General features: G+C 32.6%; 13 protein-coding genes. 5 read left to right on the top strand and 8 right to left on the bottom strand.

Annotated features, from left to right (window positions below):
* Positions 1–121 precede the first annotated feature (121 nt).
* From BW731_RS01995 to holA, 4 genes are all read left to right on the top strand, one after another.
* Positions 122–1,333, top strand: a complete 1,212-nt coding sequence (locus BW731_RS01995; protein WP_233120417.1) for a Y-family DNA polymerase — start codon at positions 122–124, stop codon at positions 1,331–1,333.
* A gap of 66 nt (positions 1,334–1,399) precedes the next feature.
* Positions 1,400–1,876, top strand: coding sequence for a ComE operon protein 2 (locus BW731_RS01990; RefSeq protein WP_071456551.1), 477 nt, complete (start codon positions 1,400–1,402; stop codon positions 1,874–1,876).
* Positions 1,869–4,172, top strand: coding sequence for a DNA internalization-related competence protein ComEC/Rec2 (locus BW731_RS01985; protein WP_079345238.1), 2,304 nt, complete (start codon positions 1,869–1,871; stop codon positions 4,170–4,172). Before BW731_RS01990 ends, BW731_RS01985 begins: the two co-directional genes overlap by 8 nt.
* Before the next feature lie 49 nt (positions 4,173–4,221).
* Positions 4,222–5,241 carry a DNA polymerase III subunit delta gene (gene holA / locus BW731_RS01980; protein WP_079345236.1) on the top strand — a complete coding sequence of 340 codons (1,020 nt, stop codon included), beginning with the start codon at positions 4,222–4,224 and terminating at the stop codon, positions 5,239–5,241.
* Between the two features lie 53 nt (positions 5,242–5,294).
* On the opposite strand, the gene rpsT is transcribed toward holA, so the two are convergent.
* The 6 genes from rpsT to BW731_RS01950 form a co-directional block, all read right to left on the bottom strand.
* Positions 5,295–5,549 (bottom strand): 30S ribosomal protein S20, encoded by a 255-nt coding sequence (gene rpsT / locus BW731_RS01975; RefSeq protein ID WP_071456554.1) that lies wholly within the window; start codon positions 5,547–5,549, stop codon positions 5,295–5,297.
* A gap of 107 nt (positions 5,550–5,656) precedes the next feature.
* Positions 5,657–6,511, bottom strand: a complete 855-nt coding sequence (locus tag BW731_RS01970) for a DegV family protein (protein ID WP_079345234.1) — start codon at positions 6,509–6,511, stop codon at positions 5,657–5,659.
* Positions 6,504–7,046 (bottom strand): DUF1836 domain-containing protein, encoded by a 543-nt coding sequence (locus BW731_RS01965; protein ID WP_079345232.1) that lies wholly within the window; start codon positions 7,044–7,046, stop codon positions 6,504–6,506. The genes BW731_RS01970 and BW731_RS01965 overlap by 8 nt, the downstream gene beginning before the upstream one ends.
* Before the next feature lie 89 nt (positions 7,047–7,135).
* On the bottom strand, positions 7,136–9,055 hold the full coding sequence (locus BW731_RS01960) for a heavy metal translocating P-type ATPase (RefSeq protein ID WP_079345230.1): 1,920 nt from the start codon (positions 9,053–9,055) through the stop codon (positions 7,136–7,138).
* Between the two features lie 144 nt (positions 9,056–9,199).
* Positions 9,200–10,033 (bottom strand): undecaprenyl-diphosphate phosphatase, encoded by an 834-nt coding sequence (locus BW731_RS01955; RefSeq protein ID WP_079345228.1) that lies wholly within the window; start codon positions 10,031–10,033, stop codon positions 9,200–9,202.
* 127 nt (positions 10,034–10,160) lie between these two features.
* Positions 10,161–10,790 carry an MBL fold metallo-hydrolase gene (locus BW731_RS01950; protein WP_079345226.1) on the bottom strand — a complete coding sequence of 210 codons (630 nt, stop codon included), beginning with the start codon at positions 10,788–10,790 and terminating at the stop codon, positions 10,161–10,163.
* A gap of 122 nt (positions 10,791–10,912) precedes the next feature.
* On the opposite strand from BW731_RS01950, the gene BW731_RS01945 reads away from it, so the two are divergent.
* Positions 10,913–12,250, top strand: coding sequence for a hypothetical protein (locus tag BW731_RS01945; protein WP_079345224.1), 1,338 nt, complete (start codon positions 10,913–10,915; stop codon positions 12,248–12,250).
* 4 nt (positions 12,251–12,254) lie between these two features.
* Here BW731_RS01945 and BW731_RS01940 read toward each other — a convergent pair whose 3' ends face one another.
* Positions 12,255–12,824: a DUF308 domain-containing protein gene (locus tag BW731_RS01940; protein ID WP_079345222.1), complete on the bottom strand. Its 570-nt coding sequence runs from the start codon at positions 12,822–12,824 to the stop codon at positions 12,255–12,257.
* Between the two features lie 74 nt (positions 12,825–12,898).
* Positions 12,899–13,519, bottom strand: coding sequence for a histidine phosphatase family protein (locus BW731_RS01935; protein ID WP_079345220.1), 621 nt, complete (start codon positions 13,517–13,519; stop codon positions 12,899–12,901).
* Positions 13,520–13,571 lie beyond the last annotated feature (52 nt).

The raw sequence follows: 13,571 nt of genomic DNA, 5'->3' as shown, positions 1-13,571 counted from the left end.
TATTTGTTAGTAAACTTTGATGGAACGCCGTATGAGGTGAAAGTCTCACGTACGGTGTGGACTGGGGGAAAAGCTGGAGATTATTTCAAAAGCTTACCTATCAGTATCCTCTGTTGAATGTGTGGCAAGAGGGCTAGACCCTTTAAATACGTTACTTGTAGTGATGAGTGGAGCCGACTCACCTGGAGGATTAGCATTAGCTGCTTCTCCAAGGGCAAAAAAAGAATTAGGAATTAGCAATGTATCGAGACGTTTTGAAATACCCCATCATCCAGATTTATTGATTGTGCCACCCAGAATGAATTTATACATTGAAAAAAATATAAAGATAAACGAATTGTTTAAAGAATATGTCGCTGATGAGGATATTTTAGTGTATTCAATTGATGAGACGTTTGTTCGTGTAGACGCGTCTGAAAAACTATTCAATATGACGCCACATGAGTTCGCCGTTCAATTTCAACGAGAGATTTATCACGAATTAGGTCTATTTTGTACAATTGGAATTGGAGATAATATGTTACTCAGTAAACTAGCTTTAGACAATGAAGCAAAAAACAATAGAAATATGATTGCAGAATGGCGTTATCAAGATGTTTCTAAAACAGTGTGGCGTATATCAAAGCTAACAGATTTTTGGGGTATCAATAAAGCGATGGAAAAAAGATTGAATCAACTAGGTATTTATAGTATTTATGATTTAGCACATTATGATTTTTTCCATATTAAACATCCTTTAGGACTAATTGGGCAACAATTAGTGGCACATGCTTGGGGGATTGATCGAGCGAATATCAATGAAACTTATAAACCAGTATCTAAAAGTATTGGCAATAGTCAAATGTTAAAAAAAGATTATACCAAAATAGATGAGATAAAAATTGTTATCCGAGAAGTAGCAGAACAAGTCGCAACAAGGCTACGTGCAAAGTCGTTTCAAACCGAATGTGTGGCTTTATCCATAGGGTATTCAAAATATAGTGAAAGCACAGGGTTTAGACGACAAATCAACATTGATGCGACGGATTCATCAAAAGAGTTAGTAATGCATTGTTTACAACTATTTGATACTCATTATAACGGTGAAGCTGTTCGTAGTGTTGCAGTTAGTTATTCAAAACTAGTGGGAAATCAAGCAATTCAACTTAATCTATTTGAAGAAGCGACGACAACACTTAATGACCGATTACTAGATCAGACGATTGATGTGATTCGCAAACGATTTGGCTTTGACGCAATTGTTCATGCGTCGAGTTTATTGGAAGGCGCCACAGCGATTGAACGAAGTCACTTAGTAGGAGGTCATGCTGGAGGAATGGACGGATTGACATAAATAAACTGGTTAAATCAAGTAAAATCCATTACAATAAACTTAATTCATAGAAAAAGAGGTCAGAAAATGAGCAGAGAAAGAATTCCATGGGATCAATATTTTATGGCCCAAAGTATGCTATTATCTTTAAGAAGTACATGTACTAGATTATCCGTTGGGGCAACGATTGTGAGAGATAGACGAATTATTGCAGGTGGATATAATGGTTCTGTTACAGGAGATGTGCATTGTATTGATGAAGGATGCTATTTAGTTGATGGCCATTGCGTGCGCACGATTCATGCAGAAATGAATGCTATTTTACAATGTGCTAAATTTGGTGTTGAAACAGATGGTGCAGAAATATATGTGACACATTTTCCTTGTCTTCAATGCACTAAAATGATTTTGCAAGCAGGCATTAAAAAGATTCACTATTTAAAAGATTATCGTAATGATGATTATGCTATTAAACTGATTGAGCAAGCTGGTGCAACGATTCACCAAGTCACTCTATCACAAGAGTATTTTGACACATTAGCTTTTGGAACAGACAATGAATAAGAAAAATACTTCTATCAAGGGGTATTTTTTTTATCCCGTTATATTTTATATGCTATGGTTATTGTATTTATTAAAGCCATTATGGGGCATAGCTGTGTTCTTTTTAGTGATAGGATTTCGGATAGTTTTTTCAAAAAATAAACGACTAATAACGATTTGTTTAGTATCTTTTTTACTAGCAAATGGTTATTTTTTTGTGACCCAACCTTTAAGAGAAAACACATTAAATAGTGACACTAAACAAACGTGGACACTATTACCAGACGCTATACAAGTTGATGGAGATTTTGTTAAAGCTAAGGCTAAAAATCATCATCGAACATATTTACTTCAATACAAATTAAAAACAAAAGAGGAAAAAGATCGTTTGCTAGATGTAAAAAATACTCTGATTGTAACGAGTCACCAAGAAAGAGTCAAAAATCAAACAAGACGAAACTTAAATGGGTTTGATTATACAGATTATTTGAAGAATAAGCAAATTTTAGGAGTCTATAAACTGACAGAGGTGGAAAAAGTATCAGAAAAATCATTAACTATTAAACACCCAATTGAGATGGTATCCTCTTTTCGAACAAGGTTATTAAAAAAAATCAATCAAACATTTGGGCCTTATACATCCTTTTATATGTCTAGTTTATTACTAGGGATAAGTGATGGTGATAACCGAGAAGTGTGGAATAAACTTAGTTTAGCGCATCTTTTCGCATTATCAGGCTTACATGTGACATTTTTTATATCCATGATTCAATCAATTCTATTACGAGTCGGTTTGACAAGAGAAAAGGTATCGATTATTGAAGTCGTATTTTTATGTGTCTTCGTTGGGCTAACTGGATATAGTATTGGAGTAGTCCGGGCAAGCCTCCAACACATCATTAAAAAAGCAAATAGTCGCCATTGTTGGAAACTTAGCCCGTTGGATTGTTGGAGTCTAACGTTGTTTAGTCATAGTTTATTTGTTCCAACTTTATTATTTAATATTGGTGGACAGCTCAGCTATTACCTAAGCTTTTTAATTTTGTTCATTCAACCGATTTTGAAGAACAAAAAAGAATCTAGCCAACTCATTTTATTTCAATTACTTTTGACCTTTTTCTCGATACCATTATTAAGTTATTATTTTTACGAGTTTAATGTATTGTCTAGTGTGTTTAGTTTGCTGTTCACGCCGATTTTATTTCAATGTTTGTTACCAATATTGTGTTTGGCACTGTTGTTTTCTATGACATTACCAAGTATTTTGATTAACCTATTGGAACAGATTATTTCAAGCATTCATTTACTTGCGGAATGGTGTGAAAAATTAACGATTTTTAAGATTACTACAGGCACGTTTCCTATTTATATATTGTTAGCTATCATCACTGCACAATTGTATTGTTTAATGTATTGGGAAAGTCATCCTAAATTTTCTAAATCTCGTGTATTATTTTTATTTGTTAGTCCTTGTCTGTGTTTTAGTTTTAAATATTTAAATCCAATGGGAATGATTGCTTTTGTTGATGTTGGACAAGGTGATGCTATGTTTATTCAGTTGCCTTTTCATAGAGGAAATTATGTGATAGATACAGGAGGAAGTTTGTCTTTCCCACAAGAAGAATGGAAACAAAAAAGAAACGCAAAACGACAAGCGGACTATACCTTGATTCCATTTCTTAAGAGTAAGGGAGTATCAAGGTTAGATGGTGTTTTTATCACACATGCCCATGAAGATCATTTTGGTGACATAGATCGTTTAGCTAAAGAGATAAACATTAAGCAATTAATAGTGACGCTAGGAACACATGAACAAGAAAATGTCAGACGAAAAATAGAAGGCACTAAGATAAAAAAGATTAACAAAGTAACATCAGCAACCAATATACAATTTCCAGGAATCGATATGAAGATACTTTTTCCCGATACCATGGGGGATGGGCAAAATAATGATTCAATGGTGTTAAAACTCAGTATTCACGAAAAAACATTTTTACTGATGGGGGATTTGGAAAAAGAGGGAGAACAAGCATTGTTAACTAAATATTCGGAAAGGGAGTTAGCAGCAGATTGCATTAAAATAGGCCATCATGGAAGTAAAACATCCAGCCAATTACAATTCATTAACGCAGTAAATCCTGCAGAAGCAGTTATTTCAGTAGGAGAAGCAAATCGATTTCGACATCCATCACCTGAAACACTCGATACACTTAATCAAGAAAATATTCAGATTTTTAGAACGGATGAACAGGGCATGATTTATCAAAAATGGCTACCACTAAAAAAAGACATGTTAAAAATACGGTCAGTGAAATGAAAATCTGTTAAAATGAGTAGGAGAAGATGAAAAGGATGAGTGAGTAGAAGTGAGTTTTCAAACTGAACTAGCAAAAATAAAAGAGAAAAAATTTGATTCCGTTTATGTATTGCTTGGAAAAGAACGCTATTTAACGAAACAATTTAAAAAACAACTAGTTGCGTCTGGAATGAATGAAGAAGAACAATCTTTTAATTTGATGACATTCGATATGAAACAAGATTTATTAGACAATGTTATGATTGAGGCACAAACGATTCCTTTTTTTGGTGATAGGAAAATTATTTTCATTCAAGAGCCTTATTTTTTGACGGGTGAAAAAAAGAAAACAGATGTCGAACATGATTTAAACACATTACTTGAGTATCTAGATGAACCATCACCATCGACAATTTTAGTATTCCTAGCACCATATGATAAATTAGATGAGCGCAAAAAAATCGTGAAAAAATTAAAAAAAGAAGCGATAATGATTGATGTTTCAGACATGGATAATCGTTTGGCCCAACAATATGTTGCGGATACGATTAAAGTAGAAGGTTATGAGATTAGTAAGGAAGCATTTGAAGAGTTTATTTATTTAACTAATGCTAATCTAAGTCGGATGATGAATGAATTAGATAAACTATTTTTAGCAGCAACTGATTCTAAAAAGATTTCAAAAGAGATGGTACATCAGTTGATACCAAGAACGCTAGAGCATAGTATTTTTGATTTATTGAAATACGTTTTATCTGGTCAAAAAGATAACGCATTGACATTGTATAAAGAGTTGCTCCTTCAAGGTGAAGAGCCTATTAAAATTAATGCCATTTTAATTAGCCAATTTCGATTGTTAGTTCAAGTGAAAATTATGGCTGATAGACATTATCAACAAAGTAATATGATTGATGTCTTAAAGATTCATCCGTATCGTATTAAGTTATCATTACAGGAAGCAAAACGATTTGAGTTGAAGACACTGGGAGCAATTTTCGATTATCTAGTGGAGAATGATTATAAGATGAAGTCCGGATACATGGATGCTAATTTATTGTTTGAATTATTTTTGATGAAAGAATTTAAATAAAAAATAAAAAACTTGATGACTGGAAATCAAAAGATTCAGTCAATCAAGTTTTTTTATTTAGCGATTTTTTTAGCTAAACGTGACTTTTCACGGTTTGCTTTATTTTGATGGATTAATCCTTTTGCACTAACCATATCAATTTCGCGTGTAGCAGCAACTAATAATTCTTGTTGATTATCAGCATTTTCTTCTACAGCTTTTTCAAATTTTTTCATAGCAGTACGCATTTTGCTTAATTTTGCAGAGTTAGACTCGTTTGCAATTTGACTAGTGCGAGCACGTTTGATAGCAGATTCAATATTTGGCATTTGTTTTCACCTCCGACATAGAGTTTACATTGATAAATCATATGTAATCAACATTCTCATTATACAGAAACCATAATCAGTTTGCAATAAATTAATTACAATGTTTCCTAATTTAAATCTAAAATAGTTACCCCAATCACGTCTGGTCCAGTATGAACGCCTAAGACAGGGCTCACATCATCAAAGTAAACGTTGCTAGCAAAAGGTAATTTCTCTAAAATGTTTTTTTTGACTGTTTCAGCTTCTTCAATACACGTTCCATAAGCAATACCAATACGATAGTCTTTGCTTTCACCAGCAAATTCGACTAGTTGATCAATCATTTTTTGCAAGCTTTTTTTCCTGCCACGTGCTTTAGTGACTGTATAATAAATCCCTTCATTATTACATGAAATAACCGGGTTTAAATTCAAAGCAGTTCCAATAATCGACGTCACTAATCCAATTCTTCCTCCTTTTTTTAGATATTCCAAGGTTGGAATACTAAAATAAACACGCCCCTTTTTAGGCAAAAGTTCACCAATTTCAACAAGAGAATCGAAACTGTATTGCTTATCAATCAGTTCTTTTAGATAAGCTGCTTGAATTCCTCCGCCAATTCCAATACTTTTAGTATCAATAATATGCGTACGAATATCATTGTGATCATCTAATAGTAATCTTAATGCGTTGTGAGTCCCACTTAATCCACTTGAAATGGTGACTGTTAAGATATGAGTATAACCTTCTTTTTTTATTTGATTAATAGTCTCTTCAATGATTTCAAGTGAGGGAAGAGAGGTAGAGGGAATCTCTTCATCTAGTCGAGCATAGATTTCGTCTGCCGTAATGTCAATGTTATCAAGAAAGCTACCATTTGAGTAATTTACACTTAGAGGAACAACAAAAACACCATCTAGTTGAGTAATTTCTGTTGGTGTATCCATACCGGAATCTACTAATAATGCAATTTTTTCAGTCATGTTGTGTGTTAATCTCCTTGTCATTTATCTGTTTTAAAGTTGCAGTTAGAGCACTTTCAGTAAAAAGTTTACTAACAATGGTGATACAAGCCCAACGTATAGGGGCAATATCTGTTTTAGGGTTGTTGAAGACAATTGTTTGTCCCTGAGTTGAAAAAGCATGCAATGATTCATGTAGGTACTTACAAAAAAGATTATAGGCATCTTCTGAATTTGTATTTTCTATTTGTAAGTCAATACTTCTTTGAATCGATGGAATATCAAAGACTTGTTTTAAAATCGTGATCACAATAATTCTTGCAATGTGCTTTCTACTATATTTTTTTTTTATTGGTTTTGGAATTAATTTTAATTTAACATAATTATTTACCATTGAAGGTGTAAGTGGTTTAAATGGAATCCCATTTACTGATAAAGGATGCAAATATTTCTCAACAATCGTAACTAGTTGATCCATGTAAACATCAATGTCAGGTAACTCATGCCATAAAGGTAGAGAAAAGTCTGTTAAATTTAGTTCATTAGACGCAATCAATATTAAAAACTCCTTTATCTAGTTTCTAAAACTATATCATAAAGTTTATGAAATGACAATAAAAAAAGTTTGGACAATTTGTCCAAACTCTAGTGAGCTGTTTTTGTTTTAGTATGAGTGTGAGAATGTGAATGGAGCTCTTTTGGTGTTATAGGTTTAAGCATTCGTAATCCATTTAATATAACTAAAATGGTACTTCCTTCATGTCCAATTACACCTAAAGGTAAATTAATCACTTGTAAAAAATTTGAGATAATAAGTAAGACAATAACAGAAATAGAGAAAATAATATTTTCTGTGACAATCTTTTTGAGTTTTAAAGATAATTGGTGGCTCATTGCCAATTTATTCAAGTCATTTTGCATCAAGACAATATCAGCAACGTCAATTGCAATGTCTGTTCCTTGTCCCATTGCAACACCAATTGTTGCATTAGCAAGGGCAGGTGCATCGTTAATACCATCACCAATCATAGCATTTGTTCCAACTTTTTCTTTTTGCTCTTTAATAAAGATTGTTTTATCTTCTGGTAAACAATCTGCAATGACATGATCGACACCAACAATTTTTGCTACGGCATTAGCTGTTTGATGATGATCGCCTGTTAACATAGTTGTTGTGATACCTGCTTCATTAAAGTAACGAACACAGTCAATTGCCTCAGGTTTTGGAACGTCTAATAAACCAAAGAACGCAACGACTTGATTATTTTTTGACAGATAAATAACAGTCTTTCCTTCTTTTTGCAGCTGTAAAGTTTGTTCCATTGTATCGTCATCTAATTCAGAATCAGTGACAAAATCACTATTTCCAACTTTCCATAATGTATCTTGTTCTGTTGCTTGCATACCTGATCCCGCAATTTCTTCGACAACTAAAGCGTCATTAATTGTAACAAATGAATCTTGATAAAAACGGACAATCGCATTTGCTAGAGGATGAGTTGAATTTTTTTCAATTGTAACTAAAGTAGAGATAGCATGGTCACATTGTGAGTCTATAAAAAATTCATCCGTGACAACGGGAATCCCTTTAGTCAAAGTACCAGTTTTATCAAACGTAATAGCTTTTAAATCTGAGAGTGATTCTAAAAAGACGCCACCTTTAAAAAGAACCCCATTTTTTGCTCCGTTAGAAATCGCAGCAAGTGTTGCTGGTGTTGCTGATGCAACCAAAGCACAAGGTGAGGCAACAACAAGTAGTACCATTCCGCGATAAAAACTTTCACTCCAATTCCAACCTAAAAAGAAGTAGGGAAGAAAAATCATCAAGGGCACAATAACTAAAATGGCTTTAACATAAACATTTTCAAATCGATCTAAAAAGCTCGCTGTTTTAGATGGTGTATTTTGAGCTTCGTCAACTAATTGAATAATTTTACTAAATAGAGTATCTTTTGCTTCTTTTGTTACAATCATTGAAATAGCATTACCAACGTTTATTGTTCCGGCAAAAAGTGAGTCATGATACATTTTTTCAACAGGAATAGATTCTCCAGTAATGGCAGCTTCATCAATTGATGAGTACTCACTAAGTAGTTCGCCATCTATTGGGACACTAGCCCCTTTAGGAACAAGAAGTTTATCACCAATTTTTAGTTCAGCCACAGGCACTTCTTTTGTTGTATTATCTGCCAATAATAAAAAGGCGTTTTCTGGTTGGATTGCCATTAAATTTTCAATTTCTTTTTTACTTTTACTTGTTGTGTACTCTTCTAATGATCCACTTAATGAAAAAATAAATGTTAACATAATACCTTCAAAATAAAATTGGATCGTACACGCACCGATAGCTGCTAGTGCCATTAATAAATCGACACTTAAGTGTTTATTCTCAATTGTGTCTTCAATACCTTCTTTTGTCTGTGAAAATCCACCAATAATCATACCAATGATATAGATGATGGGAGCGACACTCATGTTATTTTTGTCTACAATAAAACCTAGTAACATAAGGACGCCACAGACGATTGTTGCAAGCATTTGTTTGTTTTCTTTAAGATAACTCATTTGTATTACCTCCTTATGAATCAAGTGTAACACAAAAATATCTAGATTAGAATAGTTATAATCTAGATGGGATTGATAGTCGTTATCAATGAGAATGATTATAAAAAAAGAAGCGACAAATCGCTTCTTCAATGGTTTTATTTATTATAATGTTGTCAACCAGTAAATGAGAATGATGGTACCAAGAATAATTCTGTACCAACCAAATACTTTGAAATCATGTTTTTTGATATAACCCATTAAGAATTTAATAGCTAAAATTGAGACAACAAAGGCAACTAGTGAACCAATTGCTAATAACATAATTTCTGTTGAGCCAAACGAATTACCTTTTGCAATAAATTTGATCATTTTAAGTCCACTAGCACCAAACATAACTGGAATACCTAAAAAGAAAGTGAATTCAGCTGCTACATAACGTGAACAGCCAATAATCATTGCTCCGATAATTGTTGCTCCCGAACGTGATGTACCAGGAATGAGTGCTAATACTTGAAATAATCCGATAATAAAGGCTATTTTATAGCTTAGTTGGTTCAGAGTTGTTGTAGTTGGTTTCATCGTTTTGTTACGATTCTCGACAATGATGAACAAAACACCGTAAAGAATTAACATCATTGCCACAGGAACGAATTTATGAAAATGTTCTTCTAAAAAATCATCAAATAAAAACCCAAAAATAACTGCTGGAATACACGCAACGACTACTTTAAACCATAAAGACCAAGTATCTTTTTTCTCAATACCTGATTTATTTCTAGCAAAAGGGTTTAATTTATTAAAATATAAAACCACAACAGCTAGGATGGCACCTAATTGAATGACAACATTAAACATTTCTTTAAAATCACTTGAAGCATCTAGCTTAATAAATTGATCCACTAGAATAAGGTGACCTGTACTACTAATAGGCAGCCATTCTGTAATCCCTTCGACAATCCCTAAAAAGATTACTTTTAATATGTTATAAAAATCCATTATTAATTCCCCTTTTTCCTTTTTATCACAATTAAGTATACATTATCTTTTTTTAAAACCAAATCTTTTTTTGAACATTAAAAAAGTACCTAAGATAGGTAAGGTATCTATAGGTACTAATATACATCTAGTTAAAGAATGGATTTTCTCGTTTTTCTCGCCCAATGCTTGTAACAGGGCCATGTCCTGGATAAGCTTTTGTGTCATCAGGTAAGGTAAATAGTTCTTTTTTAATTCCTGATAAAAGAGTTTGAGAATCGCCAAAGGGTAAGTCAGTTCGTCCAACACTGCCTCTAAATAAAGCATCACCGCAAACAACAAAATGATCAAAAATAAAGCTAACACTACCAGGTGAGTGTCCAGGAGTCGGAACAACTTTAAAGGTTATATCCCCAATTGTATAGCTGTCATAGTTTTTAAATTCAAATTCAGCTTCTCTGGCAGTTACATCAGCCATATCGTCATGACGACTTAAACCAGATAAGTTTAGTTGTGGATCAGTCAACCATGATTGCTCGATAGGACTGATGTAAACAGGGATACTATATCTATCTCTGATTTCGTCAACTGCTCCAATATGATCATAGTGAGCATGAGTGATTAAAATCGCTTCTGGTTTAACATCTAAAGCATCAATTTCAGCTTCTATTGTTTTAGCTTCGTCACCTGGATCAACTACCAGTAACGATTTATCATTATAAATTAAGTAGCAATTTTCTTGAATGGTACCTGTTGGAATTTGTTTAATAGTTAACACATTCATTCCTCCTTTGAGTTTAAATGTATTATAACGAAAAAAGATTGATTTCCAAAATATAAAGAATTTTGTGATACAAAGAAAAATATTGTAAACTAAGTGTGGATAGAAGAGGTGATGTAATGGAAAATATAAAAAAACGGTTTGAATCATTACAATTTATTCCATTTGTATTAGTTAATGGGATGAATTTATTTCCAATTTTTATTTTAGTGCACGTGTTTTTGCAACATAATAGAGAGTTTAGTTATTTGTTGCCATTATTATTTTTTTATTGTTTTAAGACAACCATTCTTTTTCTAATTAGGTTAAAAACACTCCCAATGAAGAAATTATTACCTGTTTCAATTGTCATAGGGATTATCGGTTGTGTATTTGGCTTATTTATCAATCAGTCAATTATATTTGGTTGGATAGCAGGAAGTCTGTTAGGAATGTGTTCAGGTTTGATGTTTCCAAGCTATACCACCGTGATGTTTCATGAGCGTAGTTTAAATGAGTTTAAAGGGAGTAGTCAGTTATATTCTCTCGGATATGCACTAGTTTTTTCAGCCGCTTTATTTAAACTAATTGATGTCTCAATGGTGGAAACGTTTTTATTTTTAGGATTAAATTTAATTCTGCTTTATAGTGTGATATCAACTTATCCTGATTATACAATTGATGAGACTATTCCATACCCAAATTATTCAACTATTGAAACACTTGTATTGTTTTTTGTTGGATTCTTCACGGTCTTCATTATTAAAGGAGATAAGAAACTAGGTGTGACGAATTTTTTAATCAGCTTAATGCTTATTATGCTTGTGTTATTGGTTATTTACTTTGTTTACTACAAGAAAATAACAAGGCAACGTCAGTTCAAGCCATTAGAGAGTGCTTTAATGATATATAAGGGGATGCTAACGAATTTTATTTTAGTATTTTGCACGTTGTATCAAATGATTAACCATGGTAAATCATCGTTAATGATTGTGTATAGTCTATACTTAACATCTATTATTATCTCTCCAATGATTGGCAAAAAAATTAAAAACAAGCAACACGTTATTGTTTATGGTTTAGTTATTAGTTTTTTACTACTGTCAACGCATCAATTATTTTATATCGGGGTATTAACACTAAGTATCACTACCTCAATTTATAATCAACAATTAAATCAAGCTGTTTATCAGTATCCTGTATTGCCTCGTGATTTTAGATTGATTGCCAAGTACCGATTAGGAAATATCGGAAGTATCGTTCATCAATTAGTTATGATGGCTGTGTTACTTATAGTGACTAATACGTCACACAAGGTATCATTGGATAATATTTTACATAGCTATAGTTTTAAAGAAATAGATACTAAAGCAATAGAGGTGCTAGATGTAAGTAAGTACAGTATCTTAATGATATTTATCGTGATACTCGTTTTCTTATATAGGGGACAAAAAAAAGAAGCAATCTTTTCTAAGTAAAAGATTAGCTTCTTTTTTTAAAGACTTGATAATTTTCCCAAAGAAGAACGCCTCCTGAGAGAAGATAATAACAAATAGCAAACATCAAGGGATTAATAAATGGAATAAATGATTGGAATATTAGTATAATCCCACATAAAATAGCGATTCCTTGAATTATTCTAAAGGTGATAAGCAGTTGTCTGTGATTGATAAATTGTAATTCTGTTAAAATAATTTGAGGAATATAATCCCAAATGAACCAAAACCCACAGATAATACATAGTACATTATTAGTAGCTGAAAAGTTAAAGATGATAAACAATCCAATGATGACACTCACTATCCCAGAAAAAAGGTAAAGAATGTGCCATGTTTCTTTTGGTTCTAATCGCGTATTTGTCGAGTAGTAATTGAAGTTTAAAAAACCTTTCAAAATGGCAATAAGACCAATAATAATACTATATTGTTTGATTTGCGAGTCTAGATGGAAGATCATAATAAAACCAAAGATAACCATCAAACCACCCATTAAAAATGAATGCCATTCTATTTTCTTTGCATATCGTACAATTGTGTTGCTAAGCTGACTCATTTTTGACTCTCCTTTAATCTAATCGAACTTTTCTATTCTACCACGAAATGATGTGGCTGAGTAGATAAAAAAGATTAAAGAACGTGAGTTAAATCATTGTATCGTGTGACAGAAAAATCTTCAACATTGTTAGTTTCAATAATAGAGATGCTAGTGTTACCTAATAATTCACCTTCTCTAATTTGGCTTAAATCTACTCCTTGAAGATGTTTCAATAGAGTTTGTAGTGTTAAACCATGAGAAACAACTAGGATAGTATCATTTGGATATTTTTGTGCATAGTCTTTAAATACATTTTTTGTTCGAGTTAATAAAGTATTAAAATCTTCTCCACCAAATTCACTTGGGTCATATAAATGAGGACGATGTTTTAGATGCTCAAATTGAGTTTGTCCATCATAATTTTTTTCAAGTGTGCCATCCCATGAACCAAACTCCATCTCACGAATATTAGGTTCTGTGATTTTCTCAGGGGTTGAAGGGTGAACTGAAAGAAATGCTTCAGCAGTATCTTGTGCTCTTTTTTGCGGTGAAATAATCACGCGATCAAACGAAATATCTTTCAAATATTCACCCGCTTTTTTAGCGGTTTCAATTCCCTCATCTAGTAAAGGTGAGTCAACAAGGCCTCCTTGAAAGATACCTGCTTGATTAAATTCTGTTTTTCCATGTCTCATACAGTAAAAAGTTGTCATGTAATAAATTTCCTCCCCATATGTAAATAGTAATTTAAGTATACAAGAAAAG

It is taken from the genome of Vagococcus martis (genome assembly GCF_002026305.1).
GTDB classification, from domain to species: Bacteria; Bacillota; Bacilli; order Lactobacillales; family Vagococcaceae; genus Vagococcus; species Vagococcus martis.
Note: the sequence above shows the minus strand (reverse complement) of the source record. Positions and strands in the feature narration are given on the sequence as shown.